20 protein-coding genes and 1 pseudogene are annotated in these 20,633 nt (G+C 71.3%); 13 read left to right on the top strand and 8 right to left on the bottom strand.

Annotated elements, in window-relative coordinates:
- Positions 1-110: 110 nt before the first annotated feature.
- From E1267_RS00885 to E1267_RS00860, 6 genes are read left to right on the top strand one after another with little or no spacing between them, the layout of a single operon-like run.
- A complete protein-coding gene (locus E1267_RS00885; protein WP_132328622.1) occupies positions 111-1,664 on the top strand; it encodes an ABC transporter substrate-binding protein in 1,554 nt (517 codons plus the stop codon).
- Positions 1,661-2,578 (top strand): ABC transporter permease, encoded by a 918-nt coding sequence (locus tag E1267_RS00880; protein ID WP_132328620.1) that lies wholly within the window; start codon positions 1,661-1,663, stop codon positions 2,576-2,578. The genes E1267_RS00885 and E1267_RS00880 overlap by 4 nt, the downstream gene beginning before the upstream one ends.
- Entirely contained in the window at positions 2,578-3,432 is an 855-nt protein-coding gene (locus E1267_RS00875) for an ABC transporter permease (RefSeq protein ID WP_132328618.1), read from the top strand. Before E1267_RS00880 ends, E1267_RS00875 begins: the two co-directional genes overlap by 1 nt.
- Entirely contained in the window at positions 3,429-4,676 is a 1,248-nt protein-coding gene (locus E1267_RS00870) for a threonine synthase (protein ID WP_132328616.1), read from the top strand. The genes E1267_RS00875 and E1267_RS00870 overlap by 4 nt, the downstream gene beginning before the upstream one ends.
- Positions 4,673-5,644 (top strand): ABC transporter ATP-binding protein, encoded by a 972-nt coding sequence (locus tag E1267_RS00865; protein WP_132328614.1) that lies wholly within the window; start codon positions 4,673-4,675, stop codon positions 5,642-5,644. Before E1267_RS00870 ends, E1267_RS00865 begins: the two co-directional genes overlap by 4 nt.
- Entirely contained in the window at positions 5,645-6,619 is a 975-nt protein-coding gene (locus E1267_RS00860) for an ABC transporter ATP-binding protein (RefSeq protein ID WP_132328612.1), read from the top strand.
- Positions 6,620-6,707: 88 nt separating this feature from the next.
- Here the strand turns inward: E1267_RS00860 and E1267_RS00855 are convergent, their stop codons facing one another.
- Both E1267_RS00855 and E1267_RS00850 read right to left on the bottom strand, forming a co-directional pair.
- Entirely contained in the window at positions 6,708-7,436 is a 729-nt protein-coding gene (locus E1267_RS00855) for an anti-sigma factor family protein (RefSeq protein WP_132328610.1), read from the bottom strand.
- Entirely contained in the window at positions 7,433-8,062 is a 630-nt protein-coding gene (locus tag E1267_RS00850) for a sigma-70 family RNA polymerase sigma factor (RefSeq protein WP_246063316.1), read from the bottom strand. The genes E1267_RS00855 and E1267_RS00850 overlap by 4 nt, the downstream gene beginning before the upstream one ends.
- A gap of 285 nt (positions 8,063-8,347) precedes the next feature.
- On the opposite strand from E1267_RS00850, the gene rsgA reads away from it, so the two are divergent.
- Positions 8,348-9,445 carry a ribosome small subunit-dependent GTPase A gene (gene rsgA / locus E1267_RS00845; protein WP_132328608.1) on the top strand — a complete coding sequence of 366 codons (1,098 nt, stop codon included), beginning with the start codon at positions 8,348-8,350 and terminating at the stop codon, positions 9,443-9,445.
- A gap of 166 nt (positions 9,446-9,611) precedes the next feature.
- Positions 9,612-10,244: a phosphoribosyltransferase gene (locus E1267_RS00840; RefSeq protein ID WP_132328606.1), complete on the top strand. Its 633-nt coding sequence runs from the start codon at positions 9,612-9,614 to the stop codon at positions 10,242-10,244.
- A 100-nt stretch (positions 10,245-10,344) separates the two neighbouring features.
- On the opposite strand, the gene E1267_RS00835 is transcribed toward E1267_RS00840, so the two are convergent.
- A complete protein-coding gene (locus E1267_RS00835; protein WP_132328604.1) occupies positions 10,345-10,812 on the bottom strand; it encodes an ATP-binding protein in 468 nt (155 codons plus the stop codon).
- A gap of 129 nt (positions 10,813-10,941) precedes the next feature.
- On the opposite strand from E1267_RS00835, the gene E1267_RS00830 reads away from it, so the two are divergent.
- Entirely contained in the window at positions 10,942-11,823 is an 882-nt protein-coding gene (locus tag E1267_RS00830; protein WP_132328602.1) for a helix-turn-helix domain-containing protein, read from the top strand.
- 134 nt (positions 11,824-11,957) lie between these two features.
- Positions 11,958-12,191: a DUF397 domain-containing protein gene (locus E1267_RS00825; protein WP_132328600.1), complete on the top strand. Its 234-nt coding sequence runs from the start codon at positions 11,958-11,960 to the stop codon at positions 12,189-12,191.
- 431 nt (positions 12,192-12,622) lie between these two features.
- Here E1267_RS00825 and E1267_RS00820 read toward each other — a convergent pair whose 3' ends face one another.
- The 4 genes from E1267_RS00820 to E1267_RS00805 all read right to left on the bottom strand — a co-directional run bounded on the left by E1267_RS00820 (position 12,623) and on the right by E1267_RS00805 (position 16,091).
- A complete protein-coding gene (locus tag E1267_RS00820) occupies positions 12,623-12,934 on the bottom strand; it encodes a WhiB family transcriptional regulator (protein WP_101784355.1) in 312 nt (103 codons plus the stop codon).
- Positions 12,935-13,033: 99 nt separating this feature from the next.
- The gene (locus E1267_RS00815) at positions 13,034-13,903 is read right to left on the bottom strand and encodes a sucrase ferredoxin (protein WP_246063315.1); all 870 of its coding nucleotides are present in this window, start codon (positions 13,901-13,903) and stop codon (positions 13,034-13,036) included.
- Between the two features lie 97 nt (positions 13,904-14,000).
- A complete protein-coding gene (locus E1267_RS00810; protein WP_132328596.1) occupies positions 14,001-15,515 on the bottom strand; it encodes a glycerol-3-phosphate dehydrogenase/oxidase in 1,515 nt (504 codons plus the stop codon).
- A 51-nt stretch (positions 15,516-15,566) separates the two neighbouring features.
- The gene (locus tag E1267_RS00805) at positions 15,567-16,091 is read right to left on the bottom strand and encodes a TetR/AcrR family transcriptional regulator (protein WP_132328594.1); all 525 of its coding nucleotides are present in this window, start codon (positions 16,089-16,091) and stop codon (positions 15,567-15,569) included.
- Positions 16,092-16,122: 31 nt separating this feature from the next.
- Between E1267_RS00805 and E1267_RS00800 the strand changes: the two genes are divergently transcribed.
- Complete coding sequence (locus E1267_RS00800; protein ID WP_132328779.1) at positions 16,123-17,694, top strand: FAD-binding oxidoreductase; 1,572 nt, start codon at positions 16,123-16,125, stop codon at positions 17,692-17,694.
- 26 nt (positions 17,695-17,720) lie between these two features.
- Here E1267_RS00800 and E1267_RS00795 read toward each other — a convergent pair whose 3' ends face one another.
- Positions 17,721-18,083, bottom strand: coding sequence for a hypothetical protein (locus E1267_RS00795; protein WP_132328592.1), 363 nt, complete (start codon positions 18,081-18,083; stop codon positions 17,721-17,723).
- A gap of 224 nt (positions 18,084-18,307) precedes the next feature.
- Here E1267_RS00795 and E1267_RS00790 point away from each other — a divergent pair, with 224 nt between their 5' ends.
- Positions 18,308-19,747, top strand: a complete 1,440-nt coding sequence (locus E1267_RS00790) for a metallophosphoesterase family protein (RefSeq protein WP_425465058.1) — start codon at positions 18,308-18,310, stop codon at positions 19,745-19,747.
- Between the two features lie 49 nt (positions 19,748-19,796).
- A pseudogene (locus E1267_RS00785) lies at positions 19,797-20,633 on the top strand (bifunctional 3'-5' exonuclease/DNA polymerase); the annotation flags it as partial.

Below are 20,633 nucleotides of genomic sequence, written 5' to 3'. Positions count from 1 at the left end.
TCATGGTGACTGTCCCAAAAGGGTTGACGGACATAACCGAAACGGGTCATATTCAACCACGTGATACGCCATTTCACCATGTGAAACGCAAGAAAGGGAGGCGGGGGCTTATGTTCGACCGTGCGTTGCTGGCCCGCCGGGACCTGTTCAAGATCGGCGGCCTGGCCGCGGCGACGGCCTCCCTCGGGGCCTGCGCGAGCACGAAGCCCTCCGGCGGCGGACAGGGAAGCGCCGGGACCGCCCTGCGAGTTTCGCTCGCCTCCGACGCCACCACCCTCGACCCGCAGAAGCAGGGCGACCTGCCCTCCATGAACGTGCTGATCAACGTCTTCGACACGCTCACCGTCCGGGACACCGACGACAAGCTCTCCGGCGGCCTGGCCGAGCGCTGGGAGTCGAAGGACGACAAGACCTGGCGCTTCCACCTGCGCAAGAACGTCAGCTTCCACAACGGCGAGCCCTGCGACGCCGCCGCCGTCGCGTACAGCATCGAACGCCTGATCGACCCGGCCACCCGGTCGCCCATCGTCGAGCTGCGCCTGGTCACCGGCGCGAAGGTGATCGACACGCACACGGTCGACCTGGTCACCAAGGATCCCGACCCGATCCTGCCGGCCAAGCTGTCGTTGTTCGGCGGCGTGATCGTGCCGCCGAAGCACATCAAGGAGAAGGGTGAGAAGGCCTTCGCCGAGCACCCGATCGGCACCGGCCCGTTCACGTTCGAGCAGTGGCAGCGCGACAGCCAGATCACGCTCAAGGCCAATCCCGATCACTGGAACGGCAAGCCCGCCGTCGAGCAGCTCGTCTTCAAGGTCATGCCGGACCCGTCGTCGTCGCTGGCCGCGCTCCAGTCGGGCGAGGTGGACATCGTGACCGGCCTGACCCCCGACGCCGCCCAGCAGCTCGGCGACGCCCCCGGCTTCAAGATCGTCACCTCGCCGGGCGTGCGCACGTTCTTCGTCTCCCTCGACACCGAGGAGGGGCCGCTGAAGGACAAGCGGGTGCGCCGGGCGCTCAACCACGCGCTCGACGTGGACGGCCTCATCACCTCGGTGCTCAACGGCGCCGCCGAACGAACCCCGACCCTCATCCCGCGCCAGGCGTTCGGCTTCGACCCCGCGATCAAGCCGTACCAGCACGACGTGGCCAAGGCCAAGAGCCTGCTCGCCGCGGCCGGGCACCCGGACGGGTTCTCGCTGAAGCTCTCGTCCTCCACGGCCGACAAGGACATCGCCCAGGCGATCGCGGGCCAGCTCGCCGAGGTTGGGGTCAAGGCCGAGGTGTCGCTGCTGGACCCGGCCACGTTCAAGGGCCGCCTGGTCTCGGACAACCGCAAGGCGCTCGGCGCGATGTACTTCGTCGGCAACTCCGGCTGGACCATGGACGCCTCCAGCAACCTGCAGTCGTTCGTTCGGCACGACCGCCGCCAGAGCCGCTGGAACAACCCGGAGGCCGACGCGCTCATCGACAAGGAGGAGCAGTCGGTCGACCCGGAGGTGCGCAAGGAGGCGTTCACCGAGCTGCAGAAGATCCTGATCGAGGAGTCGCCGTTCCTCTACCTCTATCAGGCGAGCATCCTGTACGCGGTCAGCGACAAGGTGCAGTGGAAGACCAACGCCAACGGCACCCTCGCGATGGCGAACGCCAAGCTCGCGACCTCATGACCGGATTCGTCGCCCGGCGGATCGGCCACACGCTGCTCGTCCTGTTCTGCGTGGCCACCGTCTCGTTCTTCATCGTCCGGCTGGCCGGCGATCCCGTGCAGCAGATGCTGCCCCCGGAGGCCACCACCGAGCAGGAGGCCACGCTGCGGGCGAGCCTCGGCTTCGACCGGCCGCTGCCCGAGCAGTACGTCTCCTACATGACGGGCCTGCTGAGCCTCGACTTCGGCCAGTCGGTGTTCTTCCACCGCCCCGCGTTCGAGGTCATCATGGAACGGCTGCCGCTCACGGTCGACCTGGCCGTGGCCGCGCTGGCGTTCACCCTGGCCGTGTCGATCCCGGCCGGGATCGTCGCCGCCGTCAAGCGGGGCAGCGCGACCGACACCTCCGTCATGGCCTCGGTGCTGGTCGGCCAGTCCACGCCCGCGTTCTGGGTGGGCATCCTGCTCATCCTCGTCTTCGCGGTCCACCTGCAGTGGCTGCCCGCCTCGGGCACCGGCTCGCCCGCCCACCTGGTGCTGCCCGCGATCACGCTCGGCCTCTACTCGGCCGCGATGATCGCGAGGCTGCTGCGCTCCTCGCTGATCGACGTGCTCGGCGAGGACTACATCCGCACCGCCCGGGCCAAGGGCCTGTCCGGGTTCAGGGCCGTCACCTCGCACGGCCTGCGCAACGCTTCGCTGCCGGTCGTCACCGTCGTCGGCCTGGAGGTCGGCAGCCTGCTCGGCGGCGCCATCCTCACCGAACAGGTGTTCTCCTGGCCGGGCATCGGGCGGCTGACCGTGGAGGCGATCACGTACCGGGACTATCCGCTGATGCAGGCCACGGTGCTCTTCCTGGCGGCCGTGTTCGTCGTCGTGAACCTGATCGTGGACCTGTCGTACGCCCTGCTGGACCCCCGGGTGAGGCTGAGCTGATGCCGACCGCAGTCCTGCGCGCGCTGCGCCGCAACCACGCCGCCAAGGTCGCCGTGGGCGTCATCGCCCTCGTCGTGTTCGTCGGCCTGTTCGCGCCGCTGATCGCCCCGCACGACCCGAACCTGCAGAACCTCGAGCTGAAACTGCGGCCGCCGTTCTGGATGAGCGGCAGCGAGTCCGGGTACCTGCTCGGCACCGACAAACTGGGCCGCGACGTGCTCAGCCGCATCATGTACGGCACCCGCGTCTCGCTCCTCGTCGGCCTGGCCGCCACCCTGCTGTCCGGCGTGGTCGGCGCCGTGATCGGCGTCGTCAGCGGCTATTACCGGGGCTGGCGGGAGCAGGCGTTCATGCGCCTGGCCGACGTGCAGCTGGCGTTCCCGTCGATCCTGCTGGCGCTGGCCATCATCGCCGTGCTCGGGCCGAGCCTGCTCTTCATGATCCTGGTGCTCGGGCTGACCGGTTGGGTGGCGTACGCCCGCGTGGTCCGCGCCGAGGTGCTCTCCCTGCGGGAACGCGAGTTCGTCACCGCGGCCAGGGCCATCGGCGACACCGGGCCGCAGATCATGGTGCGCCACCTCGTCCCCAACATCGTCGCCCCCCTGGCCACCATCGGCACCCTCCAGGTGGCCGCGATGATCGTGGCGGAGGCGTCGCTCAGCTATCTGGGGCTCGGCGTGCCGCCCGACGTGCCCACGTGGGGCAGTCTGCTGGCCGACGGCCAGCTCTATCTGCGCAGCGCCTGGTGGATCGCGGTCTTCAGCGGCGCTGCCATCATGATGACAACACTCGCGATCAACGTCACCGGCGACCTCCTTCGCGACGTCGCCGACCCGAAGGCATACACCCGATGAACCTCGCCACGCACTACAGGTGCGACGACTGCCACGCCACCTTCCCGCTGAAGACTCCCGCCCTGCTCTGCGAGGCGTGCGGCGGCCTGCTCGAGATCGACTACGACCTCGGTCCCGCCAAGCCGCAGGACATCCTGGACAACGCGGCGAGCCGCCGCCACCTGGGGTTGTGGCGCTGGTCGGATCTGCTGCCGCTGCCCGAGCACGCCGAGCCCCTCCATCTCGGCGAGGGTGACACCCCGCTGATGCGCACCAGGCGGCTGGGCCGCCACATCGGCCTGCCGGGCCTGCTGGTCAAGAACGACACGCTCATGCCCACCGGCAGCTTCAAGGACCGCGGCTTCTCCGTCGCGGTCGGCTTCGCCAGGGCGCTGGGCGTGACGCAGGCGTTCACCTACAGCTCGGGCAACGCCGGGGCCTCCTTCGCCGCCTACGCGGCCAGGGCCGGGATCGAGGCCACGGTCCTCGTCGAGGACGTCGCCAACGAGTCCAAGATCGCGGCCATCAGCCTCAGCGGGGCCCGCGTGCTGCGCCTGCGCTACCGGTCGAGCCTGGAGATCTTCGCCGGGGTGAGCGCCCTGTCGGAGGCCGGGTTCTACTGCTTCGTCAACTTCATCAACCCCGTGCGCCACGAGGGCATGAAGACGTACGCGTACGAGATCTGCGAGGCGCTCGGCTGGCGCGCGCCCGACGTGATGGTGCACCCGGTCGGCACCGGCGGCGGGCTGTACGGCGCGTGGAAGGGCTTTCGCGAGCTGAGGCGGCTCGGGCTGATCGACCGGCTGCCGAAGATGGTGGGCGTGCAGCCGGCCGCGTCCGCGCCGCTCGTACGAGCCTTCGCCGAGGGGAAGACGGTCGCCGGCCGCCACGGCGACGCCAACAAGACCGTCGCCCAGAGCATCGCCGGCGACGCGCCCATCCAGGGCGGCTCGCGCGTGTTGCGCGCCGTCTACGACTCGGGCGGCCGGGTCGTCGCCGTCGACGACAACGACCTGTTCGAGGCGATGCGGCTGCTCGGCGAGGAGGGCATCTCGGCCGAGCCGTCGGCCGCGGCCTCCACCGCCGCGCTGCTGCGCGCCCGTGCCCAGGGCTGGGTGTCGGAGAGCGACACCGTGGTCAGCGTGGTCACCGGCGGCGCGCTCAAACAGCCGAGCGCCCTCGCCCAGGCCGCTCTCCCGCCGCAGGGAACGGTCGAGGCCGACCCCGCCGCGCTGCTGCGGATCTTCAGGGGAGGCGCCGGATGAGCCTGCTGGAGATCAACGACCTGCACGTGGAGTTCCGCCTTGACGCGGGCACGGTCGAACCGGTCAACGGGGTGTCGTTGTCGGTCGAGGCCGGCCAGACACTGGCCGTGGTCGGCGAGTCGGGCAGCGGCAAGACCGCGACCGCCCTGTCGATCCTGCGCCTGCACCCCACCCCTCCCTGCCACTACACCGGCGGCGAGATCCTCGCGGGCGGGCGCGACCTGCTCAAGCTGCCCGAACGGGAGATGCGCCGGATCCGCGGCAACGAGATCGCCATGGTGTTCCAGGACCCCATGACCAGCCTCAACCCGCTCAAGACCGTCGGCGCGCAGATCGCCGAGTCGCTCCGCCTGCACCAGGGCATGTCGAGGTCCGAGGCCAGGGCCCAGGCCGTGCCGGCGCTGCGCGAGGTGGGCATCCCCAACCCCGAGCAGCGGGCGGGGGAATATCCGCACCAGTTCTCCGGCGGCATGCGCCAGCGTGTCATGATCGCGATCGCGCTCGCCTGCCGGCCCAAGATCCTCATCGCCGACGAGCCGACGACCGCGCTCGACGTGACGGTCCAGGCTCAGATCATGGAGCTGCTCGCGGCGCTGCAGGAACGGTTCGGCATGGCCATCGTGCTCATCACGCACGACCTCGGCGTGGTGGCCCGCTCCGCGGACCAGGTCCTGGTCATGTACGGCGGCCGCCCGGTCGAGCTGGCCGCCGTGGACGACCTCTTCGACGCGCCGCGCATGCCGTACACGAAGGCGTTGCTGCGCTCCATGCCCCGCTCCGACGTGCCGGGCGGGGCGCCGCTCGACCCGATCCCCGGCAGCCCGCCGAACCTGTTCGCGCCGCCCGGCGGGTGCGCGTTCCATCCCCGGTGCTCCCTGGCCGTGCCCGAGTGCGCCACCGAGGTGCCGCCGCTGCTGGAGCGCGCGCCCGGGCACAGCGCCGCCTGCCTGCTCGAAGGGAGCCCGTAGATGGCCGAGCCGCTGCTGTCGCTGCGCCACGTACGCAAGGAGTTCAGCTCGAAGGTGGTCGCCGTGGACGACGTGTCCTTCGACGTGCACCCGGGTGAGACGCTCGGCCTGGTGGGCGAGTCGGGTTGCGGCAAGACCACGCTGACCCGGCTCGTCCTGCGGCTGGTCGAGGCCAGTGCCGGCGAGATCTGGTTCGACGGCCGGGAACTCCTCGGCCTGCGCCAGAAGGAGCTGCTGGCGGTGCGCGAGGACATGCAGGTCGTGCTGCAGGACCCGTACGCCAGCCTGAACCCCCGCATGCGCGTCGGCGAGATCGTCGCCGAGCCCCTGGTCACCCACGGCCGGGTGCGCCGCCGCTCGGCCGCCGCCCGCGAGCGCGTCGCCGAGCTGCTCGACGCCGTCGGGCTGGAGGCGGGCAGCGAGGACCGCTTCCCGCACGAGTTCTCCGGCGGCCAGCGGCAGCGGATCGGCATCGCCCGCGCCCTGGCACTGGAGCCGAAGCTGGTTATCTGCGACGAGCCGGTCAGCGCGCTCGACGTGTCCATCCAGGCCCAGATCGTCAACCTGATGAAGCGGCTGCAGGCCGAGCGCGGGCTGACGTACCTGTTCGTCTCCCACGACCTGTCGATCATGCGGCAGATCGCCACCCGCGTCGCCGTCATGAACCTCGGCAGGATCGTCGAGCTGGCCGGCACCGAGACGCTGTTCACGGCGCCGCGCCACCCCTACACGCACAGCCTGCTGTCGGCCGCGCCGGTGGCCGACCCGAAGGTGGAGCGGACCCGGCGGCGCATCGTGCTCAAGGGCGACCCGCCGTCGCCGGCCGACCCGCCGTCCGGGTGCAGCTTCCACACCCGCTGCCCGGCCGCCCGCGCCGAGTGCGCGGCCACCCGCCCGCAGCTGGCGCCCCAGGACGATTCCGGTCACACCGCGGCCTGCCTGTTCCCGGTGTCGGACGTGGCCGCCCTGACGTGAAGCGGCGCCCCGCCGCACGGGCTCGGGGTGCGGCGGGGCGCCGGGGCGAACGGGGCGGGCCGGAGTGCCCCGTTCGCGGTGGCGATGGTCAGGCCTCGATGGTGAGCAGTTTCCTGCCGGTCGAGGTGACCACCTCGAAGTGGTCCACGTCCTTCAGCGGCGTGGCGCTGCCGCCGTGCATGTAGAGGGGGTCGGGCGAGCCCGGCACGCCGTACCCGGCTGGAGGCACGGACCATCCGGTCATCACCCGGCGTTCTCCCTTCTTGCCGATCGAGATCAGCTCGCACTCCAGCGGCCCCTTGACCCCGGCCAGCTTGAGCGCCGCGTGGGTGCCCCAGGCCTTGGCCTCCACGACCAGCCCGCCCGTCACCCCGTCGACGCCCTTGCCCTCCAGGGGGGTGCCGCCGGCGAAGAACTGCTCGGCCGGGCCCATGTTCTCCGCCTCACCCTGCGCGACCGGCGGCTCGCCCGCGCTCAGCTGCGTGCCGATGGTCAGCCCGCCGGCGACCAGCGTGACCGCCGCCGCCATCCCGGCGGCGAACGTCCCCTTGCGCCGCCGCCTGTGCGCCGCCTTCCTGCGCCGAAGCCGGCCCGACGCGTCGCTCTGGGCGAGGAAGTCGCCGGAGGAAGGCGGGCGGGGGTCCTCGGGAAGGTGGCCGATGCCGTGCAGCACGCTCGCCACCCCGGCCAGGTCGGCCAGCTCGGACCGGCACGAGGGGCAGCCGAGCAGGTGGGCCTCGAAGGCGAACCTGTCGTCCTCCTCCAGGAGGCCGAGGGCGTAGGCGCCGACGTCGGTGTGCTCGACGCGGGAGGTCATGCCGTCACCCCCCGCTCCTCCAGCGCGACCCGCAGCGCGCGGACGGCGTAGTAGACACGGGACTTCACCGTGCCCACCGGGATGCCCAGCGTCCGCGCGGCGTCGTTGACCGAACGATCCCGCAGGATCGTCTCGTTGAGGATCTCGCGATGCGCCGGCGACAGCGCCTTCAGCGCCTCTGCCACGACCACCTGGTGCAGCAGTCCCTCCATCCCGTCGGGCACGGACATGCTCTCCAGCTGACCGTCGCCCGACTCCTGTGGGCGGGCGTCCCTGCGCCGCCGGTCGTCGATCACGATACGCCGGGCGACCGTGGCCAGCCAGGGCATGAGCGAGACCGCGTCAGGGTCGAGCCGCTCCGCACTGCGCCAGGCACGGATCATGGTCTCCTGCACCACGTCTTCCGCCCACTGCCGATCGCCGGCCGTGAGCCTGATCACGAAGGCCAGCAGCGGCCGGTGATATTCCCGGTAGAGCGCGGACACGACCACCTCGTCGTCCGGCACCTCGTCGTCCGGCACCTCGTGCGGCGCCACGCCGTCGCCCATCGGGTCGCCGGTTCGGTCGCCCACCGGGTCGTCCGGTCGCACCCGCCGGAGCCAGTGTCGTAGGCGCGGCCTGCCCATCGGGAGGGCTCCCTCGGCCGAGGGCGGGGGATACGTGCTGATCCGCATCATTCCCCTTTCTCGCGTCCGTCGGGAGGTGGTACGGCCGGCCGCCATGTCACGGTTCAACAGATCGCGATACTCAATGTGATTGCGCACGTCGGGGCGGGGTGCGTAGAGTCGCATCGAGAACCGATCGAGGAGGTGAGGACCTATGCGGGCCGTTCTGCTCGGCATGCCGTCCGTCCACCTCCGGGCCCTCGTCTGAGCTGCCCGGCACCTTCTCGCATCAAAGGGTTCACTGCCTTGTCTTACGATCTTTCTCTGCTGGGCTGGAGCGATCAGCGCGCCACCCAGCTGCCCGCCGGCACCGTCCCCGGCCGGGTCGCGCGCGTCGACCGCGGCGCCGCCGACGTGATCGCGGCCGACGGCCAGCATCAGGCCAGATACACCGCCCGCGTACGCCGGGCGGCCGCCGCCGACCCGGTGGCACTCCCGTGCGTCGGCGACTGGGTCGCGCTGTCCTGGCTCGACGAGGGCCGCTACGAGCTCGACCGGGTCCTGCCGAGGACGACCGCGTTCATCCGGGGAGGCGTCAGCCGGACCTCCGTCGGCGGCCTGTCAGGCGACGGCCAGGGCCAGGTGCTCGCGGCCAACGTCGACGTCGTCTTCGTGGCCGAGCCGTCCATGCACTCCACCGACTTCGCCGACCTCGGCCGCATCGAGCGGCTCGTCGCCCTGGCCTGGGAGTCCGGGGGCACGCCGGTCGTCCTCATCACCAAGTCCGACCTGTTCGAGCAGGGCCTCGACCAGCTGCTCGCCGACGTGCGGGTGGCCGCGCCCGGCGTCGACGTGCACGCGGTCTCCTCGCTGAACGGCGACGGCGTGCGGCTGGCCGGCGACTACCTCGAAGGCTCCCGTACGGCCGTCATCCTCGGCCCTTCGGGCGCCGGCAAGTCCACCCTGGTCAACGCTCTGGCCGGGGAGCCGGTCATGGAGACCCAGCAGGTGCGCGCCGCCGACGGGCGCGGCAGGCACACCACCGTGCACAGGGAGCTGATCCCGCTGACCGGCGGCGGGCTGATCATCGACACGCCGGGCATCCGCAGGATCGGCCTCTACGACATCGGCGAGGGGGTCGACCTGGTCTTCGCCGACATCGAGGCGCTCGCGGAGCAGTGCAGGTTCGGCGACTGCGGGCACTCGGGGGAGCCAGGGTGCGCGGTGCTGGCCGCCCTGGAGAGCGGCGAGCTGCCCGAGCGGCGCCTGCAGAGCTGGCGCAAGCTGCAGCGGGAGGCGGCGTGGATGGCCGCGAGGACCGATGCGCGGCTGCGCAAGGAGCAGCAGAACAGGTGGAAGGTCATCACCAAGGAGATGCGCCGCTCGGGCCGCAACCGCCCCTGACACCGGCCGCACCTCATCGCTGACCCGCTCGGCGACCCCGGCGGGCCCCGCCGGGGTCGCCGAGCGGGTACGCCCGGTACCGCCGGTCCCCGCCGGGGCGGCCGTTCGCCGCCCAGGTGCGGGCGTGCGGAGGCGAGGAGGCGGCGTCGGCGGGTAGGCGAAAGGCATGATGCTTTTCGCAGACCGGGCCGAGGCCGGAGCGCTGCTCGCCGAACGGCTGCGGGATGCCCACGATCCCGTGGTGCTCGCGCTGCCCCGTGGAGGGGTGGCGGTGGCCGTGCCCGTCGCGCGCAGGCTCGGTGCCGCGCTGGACGTGCTCGTGACCAGGAAGATCGGCTACCCGGGGCAGCCCGAGCTGGGCGTCGGCGCGATAGCCGAGGGCGGTGAGCCCGTGTTCGACCTGACGCTGCTGCGCAGGCTGGGCCTGACCCCCGAGTCCATCTCCGACGTGGTCGCGCAGGAGCGGCGCGAGCTGGCCCGCCGGGTGCGGGCCTACCGGGGTGAGCGCCTGCTGCCCACGCTGCGGGGACGCGAGGTGATCGTGGTGGACGACGGCCTGGCGACCGGCGGCACCGCGCGGGCGGCGCTCCGGGCGGTCGCCACGGCCAAGCCCGCCAGGGTGACGCTGGCCGTTCCGGTCGGGGCCCGCGACACCGTCGCGTCCCTGCGGGAGGAGGCCGACGAGGTGGAGGTGCTGCTGACGCCGGCCGACTTCAGGGCCGTCGGCCAGTGGTACGAACGCTTCGACCAGCTCAGCGACGACGACGTGCTCGAACTGCTCCGGGAGGCGCGATCATGACGAGGGCCCGAGCCGGTGGGCTGTGGGGTACGGGCTTAGGGTGATGCGTACGCAGCTGGGCGACGGGAGGCGAGGTCACGGTGGGCGGCGCGAGGCGGGCTCAGCCGACGAGCACGGCCCAGACGAGCTTGCGCTGGTCACCGGGGGAGAGCCAGCCCCAGGCGGTGCAGAGGGCGTCCACCAGCCGCAGCCCCCGCCCGAACTCCGAGAAGACGTCGGGCGCGGCGGCCACCGGCACGGTGTGGCTGTGGTCGGCCACCACGCAGGCCAGCTCCGCGCCGTGCGAGAGCAGGCGCAGCTGGGCCACTCCGCCGCCGTGCCGCATGGCGTTGGTCACCAGCTCCGAGACGACGAGCTGGACGTCGAAGGCCACCTCCACCACGCCCCACGCGGTGAGCGTCTGGTCGACGAACCGCCGCGCGGTCGCCACGCACGAGGGCTCGAGGCGCTGGTGGAAGGGGAAGACGGCGTCGCACTCCCCGGCGCGGCCGTCCACCAGGACAGACCAGAGCCAGCGCGGAGGCCGGGAACCGATGGCGGCTTGCGGCCGAGCGTCGAAAGTCGTCATTCAGGCCCCCGAAGCGCGGTCTGGTGATCCAATGCCCATCTTTACGGGGAGTGCTTACTGATGCAAGACTTTTCGTAGTTTACGGATGCGAATCGCATCTGCACGTGCAGATGACCTAGGAGCGGTGCAGTGAGCACACAGAGCACGGAGGGAAGGCTGCTCAGCCATTCCCCCGGGAGCCCGACGGTGCTGCGCATCCTGCTCGGCACCCAACTCCGCAGGCTCCGCACCGAGAAGGGTATCTCGCGCGAGGACGCCGGGTACTCGATTCGCGCATCTCACGCCAAGATCAGCCGGCTGGAGCTCGGCCAGGTCAGCTTCAAGAAGCGTGACGTGGCCGATCTGCTCACCCTGTACGGCGTCACCGACCCCGCCGATCGCGAGCCGCTGCTCGCGCTGGCCGAGCAGGCCAACGCCCCGGGCTGGTGGCACCAGTACGGCGACCTGCTGCCGTCGTGGTTCGAGGTCTACATCGGCCTGGAGGGCGCCGCCTCCAGCATCCGCACCTACGAGAACCAGTTCGTCCCCGGGCTGCTCCAGACGCCGGCCTACGCCAGGGCCGTCATCGAACTGGCCCACGAGAAGGCCGCGCGGTCGGAGCTCGACCGCCGGGTGGCGCTGCGCATGGCCCGTCAGAAGCGGCTGGACGGCGGCCTGACGCTCTGGGCGGTGATCGACGAGGCCGTCGTACGCCGCACGCTGGGCGGCCCCGGGACGATGCGCGAGCAGCTCGCGCACCTCCTCGACGTCACGGCCGGGCGCAACGTCACCGTGCAGCTCATGCCGTTCGACCGCGGCGGGCACGCGGCGGCCGGCGGTCCCTTCAGCATCCTGCGCTTCCCGGAGCGCGAGCTGCCCGACGTGGTGTACATGGAGCAGCTGACCAGCGCCCTCTACCTGGACAAACCCGCCGACTCCGACCACTACATGGAGGTCATGGACCGGCTCAGCATCCAGGCCGAAAAGCCCAAGGCGACCCGGCGTTTCCTGGAGCAGCTCATTTCCGGTTGAGCTGCTGGTATGCCTGTGATCCACGGCATACCAGGATTTTGGTCGTCCGGTATATGCGCCTCGGCAGGCTGTCGTATTGTCAACTCGCAAGCGCGGATGCACGTGCATCCGTAAGATCGCGAGGAGCCGCCCCCATGCACGAGTTCCGGAACGGAACGCCCGCCGGCCGCCTTCCCGTCGACTGGCGCAAGAGCAAGCAGAGCAACCCCAACGGCAACTGTGTCGAGGTCGCCAGCCTGCCCACGGGGGAGATAGCGATGCGCAACTCACGTTTTCCCGACGGGCCCGCGCTCGTCTACACGCAGGCTGAGATCACCGCGTTCGTCCTCGGAGCGAAGGACGGAGAGTTCGACGACCTGATCGTCTGAAGCGGGGTTTCGTCGCCGGGTGGGCCGGGTTACGGCCTGCCCGGCGATTCTTTTCGGTCGGTGAGCCGCCGCTGAGCTTCGGACGTGCGGGCGCGGGCGGCGTGCGCTGCGGCCGGAGTGCGTTCGCGAACGTCAGTCGCCGCGGCCTGCGTGTGCTCCAACGCAGCGAGCCCGGACCCGCGCGGAGACGCGCCGGGTGCCGGGTGTCGGGTGTCGGGTTCTGGCGGGCTCGCCGGTTGTCCGGCGGTCGCCGCGGGTCCGGCCGGGCGTTGCCCGGCCGGACCGCTGGGTGATGCTGATGGTGCCAGGTGAGGTGCCTGATCAGGCAGTTGTCCCGACCGGGTTCGCCAGAGCCTGGGCATGGAGGGCCAGGCTCTGGTTCATCGGGACAACTGCGTGATCACGCGATGCCGGTGACGCAGCCGGGTGTGTCAGGCGGCGGAGATGCCGGCGCTGGCCGCGCGGCGCATACGACGGCGACGCTCGCTCGCGCGCTCGTCCTCGTTGAGACCGCCCCACGTGCCGTACTTCTCGGGCCGGGACAGCGCGTAGTCAAGGCACTCGGTGCGGACGGGGCACTGGGCGCAGATCGCCTTCGCCTTCCGCTCACGTACGTCACGCTCGGGCTGCCGCTCCCCGTCAGGGCCGAAGAAGAGCACGAGGTCCTCACCCCGGCACGCGGCATCATCCTGCCAACCCCAGCTGGGGCGCGGGCGGGCGAGCTGCCGACGTACCTGAGACATGAGAAAACCACCTTCGTGAGAGGTATTTCGGAATTGAGCCGCATTGGACGCTTTTGGCGTCACTGTTCCAACGCAAGGTAGGGCCGTGATGTTCCCTGGTCAGGCGAGAGCAGGCGTGGTGTACTGCACAGGCGTGAGCCTGTCCAGTGAAACCAGCCGGTAGGTGGTGATCGTCTCGGCGCAAGCCGTGCCACACGGCGCTGTGAACGCCGATGGCTCAACCACAACCTGGAACCGGACGTCGCCGCAGCGCACGATGGCTTCGGTGACGTCGCCGTCCGACCTGGAGGATTCCACGGCCACCGCGCCGACGGAGCACTCTCCCGTATGGGCTCGGGCGAAGTGCTCCACGGCTTGCAATGGCTCAGGGATGCCTGCGCGTCCCCGGTAGCGGTCGAGAATGATCTCGCCCGACCGGTACGCGTTAGCCGCTGCCAGTGCAGCAGCCTGAGACATGCTGCCGTAGAAAATTCCGTGTGGCAAGCACACGAGGTTGGCGGCGTAACGATCGCCGCCAACGTGTGACGTTTCCCACACTCTGTCCGGCAAAGATTCGGCCAGTGACCGAGCGAGGGGTAGTCCAATGCGGGCGCAGCACACATTGCGCTTGGCGTGCGTGCAGACCAGAAATACCGGCTCGTCTTCAAGTATGCAGGACTCCGGGACCACTCCGGTCACGAAAGCGTCCAGGTCAAGATCGTCGGGACCTGCGACGACGCCCCCCGCGAGCCACGGACGATCACCGGCGGCGTGACCCAGTAGCACACGGATGCCCTGATTCTGCGGGCGGGTCCGCTTTCCCGGGCGGCGGATCAGCTGGGGTCTGATACCGCGTTCGAGCGCCCGGCGGACGAGTTCGGAGATTTCTTCAGGAAGTTCGAAGTTTTCCAGGCGGGAAGGCCAGGCGCCGGTGTATTCGATGAGCAGCCAGAGCCTGGCCCCCACCGTGGCACTGGCCAAGGTGGGCACCTCCCCCGTGTGGCACCCGCTGGGATGCTCGCAGCCCCTCGCCAACGCCCGTTCTCCTTCCCGTTAGATTAGGTAAGCCTAATCTAACGGGTTGGTGCTACCGGACGTGGGGTGTTCCGCGCAGTACGTCCCGTGTCGCTGCCAGTGCGCGTTCCCTGTCCTGCTCGACCAGGCCGATCCTGGTCCGCCGGTCCAGCAGGTCGCTCTCGTCGAGCGCGCCCTCGTGCAGGACCGACCACAGCAGCTCGCCCTGGGTGATGCCGAGCCCGGCCTCCTCTGGGTGCGCCTTGACGAGCTCGTGCACGGCCTCCGCCTCGCTGCCGTACCGCTCGGCCAGCCGCACCGGCACCCCCGCCGGTTGCGGGCCCGCCCCCACGAGCGGGATCTTCCTCGTACGGCTCCGCCGGCCCGGCAGCCTCGCGGCCGAGACCGCCCGCTCCACCGCGTCCTCGGCCATACGCCGATATGTCGTGAGCTTGCCACCCACGACCGTGACGACGTTGCCCTCGGACATCACCGCGTGCCTCCGGGACAGGTCGGCCGTCCGCCCGTCGGCCGCCAGGAGGGGCCTGAGGCCCGCGTACGCGCCCGCGACCGCCTCTCTGGTCACCGGAGCCTCAAGAACGCCGTTCAGCACCTCCAGGAGCGTTCTGACGTCTTCCTCGGGCGCCTCGGGCACGTCCGGCACCGGCTCGTCCACCGGCTCGTCCGTGAGCCCGACGTGGATGCGGCCGTCGTGCTGGGGGAGCACGACGGCGAACCGGTTGCTCTCGCCCGGGATGGGCACGTGCATGCCCGCGATCAGCCCGGGCAGCGTCCCCGGCGACAGGACGACGTGGGTGCCGCGCGACGGACGCAGTCTGACCAGCGGATCCAGCGTTCCCGCCCACACCCCCGTCGCGTTGATCACCGCTCCGGCCCGGATGGCGAACTCCTCGCCCGTCAGCTCGTCGCGTACGTCGGCGCCCTCGTGCGTGAGCCGCAGCGCGCGGCAGCGGGTCAGCACGCGGGCGCCGTGCGCGGCTGCGGTCCTCGCGATCGCCACCACCAGCCGCGCGTCGTCGAGCACCCGGCCGTCCCACGACAGCAGCGCGCCGCGCAGGCCGCCGCCGTCGAGCACGGGCGCGAGGGTGCGGGCGCGGGCCGCGGTCAGCCGCGTGGGGCCCGGCAGCAGGCGTCGCGGGGTGCGGGCGGCGGCCCGCAGCGCGTCGCCCAGCCGGTAGCCGGCCGCCGCCATGAGCTCCTGGCCCCGCGAGACGGCGGGCGTCAGCGGCAGCACGTACGGGTGCGCCTTGATCAGGTGCGGAGCCGTCGTACGGAGCAGGACGCCACGCTCGGCCGCGCTTTCGCAGGCCACGCCGACCTGCCCCCTGGCGAGGTAGCGCAGCCCGCCGTGGATGAGCTTCGAGCTCCATCTCGACGTGCCGAACGCCAGGTCGTGGGCGTCGATCGCGGCCACGCGGAGCCCACGGGACGCGGCGTCGAGCGCGGCGCCCGCGCCGGTCGCGCCGAGCCCCACCACCAGCACGTCCACCCGCTCCTCGGCGACCCGGAGCAGCTCAAGGCCCCGTCTGCGGGCGTTCAGCGAACTCCCCGGGGCAGGCTCGGCCATCAGCCCGTCACCTTTCCCGCGCTGCGGGTGCCGACCGCGGCGGCGGCACGTTCAGCGGCTCTCTCGTCGGTCAAGGTATCCCTCCAGCAAGGCGGCGAGTTCGGTGTCGAGGTCGTCCATGGTCACGGGGCCGAGCATGGTCGGAGCCGACAGCAGGAACGACTGGGCCACCAGCAGCACCGCTCTGGCCCTGCACGCATCGCCGAATCCTCGCTCCAGCACCTCCAGCACGGCCTCGTGGGTCGCCCCGCGCCGGTCGAGCAGGTAGGGGAGCAGCAGTTCGGGATCCACCTCCACGATCCTGCGCCACAGCGGGTGCGCGCGCAGCCCCCGCACGCCCGCGACGACCGCGCGGACAGGGTCGGACATGTCAAGCTCCGCGACCACTCGTACCCACTCCCTGGTCATCAAGTCGGCGACCAGCGTGCGCACGTCCGGCCAGTGGCGGTAGAGCGTCATCCGTGACACCCCCGCCCGGCGCGCCACGTCCGTGAGCGTCGTCCTGCGCACTCCGTAGGCCAGCACGCAGTCGCGGGCGGCGTCCAGAATGCCGTCATTGTGACGAATCGACTTCATGTGTCACAGTGTACCCATGCCTGGAGAACCCATGTCCTGGTCGGGCTGGGGCGACCCCGCCCGCGCTCGAGAGCTGCCCGAGCAGGTCCGCACGCTGCTGCGCGACCTGCTCGGCGTACGCGCGCCCGCCGGCCCCGCCGCCTCGCTGGAGTCGGTGCGGCTCCCGCCGGTCGCCCTGCCGGGGCCGCTGGTCGAGGCCCTCGCCGGCGTGACAGGCGCGGAGCACGTCCTCACCACGCACGAGGCCCGCGTACGGCACACGCGCGGCAAGTCCACTCCCGACCTGCTGCGGATGCGCGCGGGAGACGGCTCCGACGCGCCCGACGCCGTGGTGCTGCCCGGCTCGCACGAGGAGGTGGCCGAGCTGCTGCGGCTGTGCTCCGCCGAGCGGATCGCGGTCGTGCCCTTCGGCGGCGGCACCTCGGTCGTGGGCGGGCTCGCCGCCGCCCGCGCCGGGTTCGCCGGGGTCGTCGCGCTCGACCTGGCCAGGTTCGACCGGCTGCGCTCGGTCGACACGGAGTCGATGGTGGCCGAGTTCGAGCCGGGCGTGCGGGCCTCCGAGGCCGAGCGGCTGCTCGCCGCGCGCGGGCTCACGCTGGGGCACTTCCCCCAGTCCTTCGAGTACGCCACGCTCGGCGGTTTCGCGGCGGCCCGCTCGAGCGGCCAGGCCTCCGCCGGGTACGGGCGCTTCGACGACATGGTCATGGGCTTCACCGTCGCCACCCCGGCGGGCACCCTCGACCTCGGCCGCGCCCCCAGGTCGGCGGCCGGGCCCGACCTGCGGCAGCTCGTCCTCGGCTCGGAAGGCGCCTTCGGGGTCATCACGTCGCTGCGCCTGCGGGTGCGCCGCGCGCCCGCGGAGCGCCGCTACGAGGGATGGCGCTTCCCGTCGTTCGCCGCGGGCTCCGCGGCCGTGCGGGCGCTGGCGCAGGAGGGGCCCCTTCCGGCCGTGCTGCGGTTGTCCGACGAGACCGAGACCATGATCGGGCCGGCGAAGCCGGACGCCATCGGAGCGGGCGGCTCCGGCTGCCTGCTGATCGCCGGCTACGAAGGCGCTTCGGAGGGGGATCGGCAGGCGGCCGGAGCCGCCGTGCTGGCGCGGCTGGGCGGCGAGCCGCTCGGCGCGGACCCCGGCGTGGCGTGGGAACGCGGCCGGTTCTCCGCGCCGTACCTGCGCGACTCGCTGCTCGCGGCCGGCGCCACGGTCGAGACACTGGAGACGGCCGGGTTCTGGGCGAATCTGCCGCGCCTCTACGACGCCGTGCGGCTCGCCCTGCTCGGGGCGCTCGGCTCACCGCTGGTGATGTGCCACATCTCCCACGTGTACGAGACCGGCGCCTCCCTGTACTTCACCGTCGTCACCCCGCAGGACGCCGACCCGGTCGCCCAGTGGCAGCGGGCCAAGACGGCGGTGAACACGGCCATCGTCGAGGCGGGCGGCACCATCACGCACCACCACGGGGTGGGCCGCGACCACCGCGACGCGTACGCGGCCGAGCTGGGTCCCGTCGGCGTGAGCGTCCTGGAGGCGGTCAAGTCCCGGCTTGATCCCGCGGGCGTGCTCAACCCGGGCGTGCTCGTGCCCCCGGCCGGGGGCCGCTGAGCCTCCCGGCCGGTGTCGGGGGGCCGTCAGTCGGGTGGGAGGAGCCGGTCGGCCTCGGCCACCAGCGCGGCGGCCTCGCTGTAGCGGTGGAGGGCCTCCAGCACGGCGGCGAGCCGGTGCAGCGAGGCCACCAGCGGGGCGCCGCCCGCCGGACGGGTGAGTGCCACCGCCTCCTGCGCCAGCGGCAGCGCCTCCATGGGCCGCCCCCGCCGCAGCATCAGCCGAGCCCCCGTGGTCAGGCACCTGGCCAGCAGACCCGAGTATTCCTCCGGAGACTCCCCGACCAGAACCCGGCTCCTCGCGATGGCTTCGCTCAGGCTCTTGAACGCCGCTCCACCCCATCGGGGCCGAGTCTGCGCATAAGCCAGTAAACCCTCAATAGCGTCCACTTCGGATGTGCCTCTGCGGGTCGCGTCATCAGGGCCGTTACGGGTCATGGGAGCCTCCCCTCGGCGGTCCCAACCGCTTGCTTGGGGTGGTGAGGGTACACCATGGTGCACCCTCCGCGTCCCTGGCTGCACGGAGCGTTCAAGATGCGTGATCGGTAGATCCCGGTAAAGATGTTGACATGGTGGAAGTCGCGGCCGAACGCGCAAAGCAGCTCTCCTCGCGGGTGTCGGAGGCGGGCGCCGGATGGGCGTGTCCGCAAGTGGGGACGTTCACGCAGCTCAGACCGGACAGGAGGGGATTCAGCTGGCTCAATTTACGGACGTTGTGGCGCTCGCGTAACGAGGTGCTGGCCGGGTTGTTCGGTGATCCGTCCGGGCAGGTGCGGGCGCAGTGGGTGGAGGCTCAGGAAGCGCGCGGGATAGATCCGGAATTTCGCATCAAGGCACCCGCTGGCGGAAATTTCAGTTTCTTGCTGCTCGGTGATACCGGTGAGGGAGATGCCTCCCAGTACGCCGTTGTTCCGGGGATGTTAAAAGTCGGCCAGGGGACATCGTTCGCCGTCATCGCGAGTGATGTGGTCTATCCGACGGGATCGGGCAACGAGTACGAAGACAAGTTCTTCCGTCCGTACAAGGATTATGACGCCCCCATTTACGCCATCCCCGGCAACCACGACTGGTACGACGGCCTCGGCGGGTTCATGCGGGTCTTCTGCGACGCCCGGCTCAAGCCGAAGCCCGACCGCGGGCTGCGGGGGCTGCTGTGGCGCAGACCGGAGCCGATCGACGATGCGCGGCTGGCCAAGGCGCGCGAGCTGAGGGGCAGGCCGTCCCAGCAGGCGGAGCAGCCGGGGCCGTACTGGGTGATCGAGAGCGACAGCCTGCTGATCGTGGGGGTGGACACCGGCATCAGGAACACCATCGACAAGGGGCAGACCGCGTGGCTGCGGCGGGTCTCGCTCGACCCCCGTCCCAAGGTCCTCGTGACGGGCAAGCCCATCTACACCGCCAACGCGTACAAACCGTCGCCGCTGGAGGAGGGCGGCACGATCGACGACATCGTGCGCGACCCCGCACACCGGTACGTCGCGGCCATCGGCGGAGACGTGCACAACTACCAGCGTTATCCGGTCAAGGTGGGTGACCGGGTGATCCAGTACATCGTGTCGGGAGGCGGCGGCGCGTTCATGCACGCGACGCACACCATCCAGCGCGTCGACGTGGCCGGCGTGCACGAGGACGACTTCCGGTGCTACCCGCTGCGCGGCGACTCGCTGTCGTTCTACAGCCAGCTCTACGCCACCAGGCTGCGGATGAAATGGCTCTACCTCACCCCCGCCGAGGCCGCGTGCGTCATGTCGGAGCACGTCAGGAACCAGCCGGTCAGGACACCCGAGGGAACCGTCGCGCTCACCCGCAGGATGCGGTGGGCGGCGCGGCTGCTCGGCGGCTGGCCGTGGCCGTTCCGGCTGCCCGTGGACAGGGTGTTCCACCGCTACCTGTCCGAGTTGTCCGACTGGGACACCCCGCCGTTCTTCAAGCAGCTGATGCACGTCACGGTCACGCCCGATGAGCTGACGCTGCGCTGCTACGCCGCCACCGGGTGCCTGGGGCAGGAGCTGGACCCGCCGCTGGAGGACGAGGTACGCATCAGCCTGGGGTGAGACCGGCCCGGGCCCGGCTTTGTCGGAGGCGTTTGGCACTCTTGAGCACGTGCATGTCGTGGTCGCGGGGGAGACGCTGCTCCCGGTCGGTGGCGCCCCTCGCCGTCCCGCCCATCCGGCGCGGGCGGTCGCCGAGCTGGAGGCGTCCGAGCGCCCGCGCTGGGTCTGGGCCGACGCCCGTGAGGACTACGCGCCCCTGGTGGCGCGCGGGGTGCGGGTCGCGCGCTGCCACGACATCGCGCTCACCGAGGGGCTGCTGCTCGCGCACGAGGGCCGCTACGGCGAGGCGCGCTCCGCCAGGGCCGCGTACGCCAGGCTCCACGGGCTGGCGGTCCCCGACGACGAGCCGAGCGCGCCCGGCACGCTGTTCTCGCCCGAGCCGCCGGGCGCGGAGGCGGTGGCGGAGGTGCTGGCCGACCAGCTCAGGCGCATCGCGGCGCTGCCCGAGCCAGGAAGGTTCCGGCTGCTGGTCGCCGCCGAGTCCGCCGGGGCGCTCATCGCGGCCGAAATGGCGCACGACGGCATGCCGTGGCGTGCGGACGTGCACGACGAGCTGCTGACCGAGCTGCTCGGCCCGCGGCCCGTGCACGGCATGCGGCCGGCCAAGCTGCAGGCGCTGGCCTCCGAGGTGGCTGCGGCGTTCGGCCACCCGGTCAACCCCGACTCGGTGCAGCAACTGGTCAAGGCGTTCAAGGCGGCGGGGGTGACGCTGAAGACGACCAGGTCATGGGAGCTGAAACGCGTCGACCACCCCGCTGTGTCGCCGCTGCTGGCCTACAAGGAGCTGGCCAGGCTGTTCAGCGCCCACGGGTGGGCGTGGGCCGACCAGTGGGTGCGCGACGGCCGCTTCCGCCCGGAATACGTGGTGGGCGGGGTGGTCTCCGGG

Source organism: Nonomuraea longispora (assembly GCF_004348345.1).
In the GTDB taxonomy this organism is placed as follows: domain Bacteria; phylum Actinomycetota; class Actinomycetes; order Streptosporangiales; family Streptosporangiaceae; genus Nonomuraea; species Nonomuraea longispora.
Note: the sequence above shows the minus strand (reverse complement) of the source record. Positions and strands in the feature narration are given on the sequence as shown.

What these genes read in the sequence shown, in the direction of transcription:
- E1267_RS00885 (WP_132328622.1), top strand. Translation starts at nt 111, where the DNA reads ATGTTCGACCGTGCGTTGCTGGCCCGCCGGGACCTGTTCAAGATCGGC.
- E1267_RS00880 (WP_132328620.1), top strand. Translation starts at nt 1,661, where the DNA reads ATGACCGGATTCGTCGCCCGGCGGATCGGCCACACGCTGCTCGTCCTG.
- E1267_RS00875 (WP_132328618.1), top strand. Translation starts at nt 2,578, where the DNA reads ATGCCGACCGCAGTCCTGCGCGCGCTGCGCCGCAACCACGCCGCCAAG.
- E1267_RS00870 (WP_132328616.1), top strand. Translation starts at nt 3,429, where the DNA reads ATGAACCTCGCCACGCACTACAGGTGCGACGACTGCCACGCCACCTTC.
- E1267_RS00865 (WP_132328614.1), top strand. Translation starts at nt 4,673, where the DNA reads ATGAGCCTGCTGGAGATCAACGACCTGCACGTGGAGTTCCGCCTTGAC.
- E1267_RS00860 (WP_132328612.1), top strand. Translation starts at nt 5,645, where the DNA reads ATGGCCGAGCCGCTGCTGTCGCTGCGCCACGTACGCAAGGAGTTCAGC.
- E1267_RS00855 (WP_132328610.1), bottom strand. Translation starts at nt 7,436, where the DNA reads ATGACCTCCCGCGTCGAGCACACCGACGTCGGCGCCTACGCCCTCGGC.
- E1267_RS00850 (WP_246063316.1), bottom strand. Translation starts at nt 8,062, where the DNA reads ATGGGCAGGCCGCGCCTACGACACTGGCTCCGGCGGGTGCGACCGGAC.
- E1267_RS00840 (WP_132328606.1), top strand. Translation starts at nt 9,612, where the DNA reads ATGATGCTTTTCGCAGACCGGGCCGAGGCCGGAGCGCTGCTCGCCGAA.
- E1267_RS00835 (WP_132328604.1), bottom strand. Translation starts at nt 10,812, where the DNA reads ATGACGACTTTCGACGCTCGGCCGCAAGCCGCCATCGGTTCCCGGCCT.
- E1267_RS00825 (WP_132328600.1), top strand. Translation starts at nt 11,958, where the DNA reads ATGCACGAGTTCCGGAACGGAACGCCCGCCGGCCGCCTTCCCGTCGAC.
- E1267_RS00820 (WP_101784355.1), bottom strand. Translation starts at nt 12,934, where the DNA reads ATGTCTCAGGTACGTCGGCAGCTCGCCCGCCCGCGCCCCAGCTGGGGT.
- E1267_RS00810 (WP_132328596.1), bottom strand. Translation starts at nt 15,515, where the DNA reads ATGGCCGAGCCTGCCCCGGGGAGTTCGCTGAACGCCCGCAGACGGGGC.
- E1267_RS00805 (WP_132328594.1), bottom strand. Translation starts at nt 16,091, where the DNA reads ATGAAGTCGATTCGTCACAATGACGGCATTCTGGACGCCGCCCGCGAC.
- E1267_RS00800 (WP_132328779.1), top strand. Translation starts at nt 16,123, where the DNA reads ATGTCCTGGTCGGGCTGGGGCGACCCCGCCCGCGCTCGAGAGCTGCCC.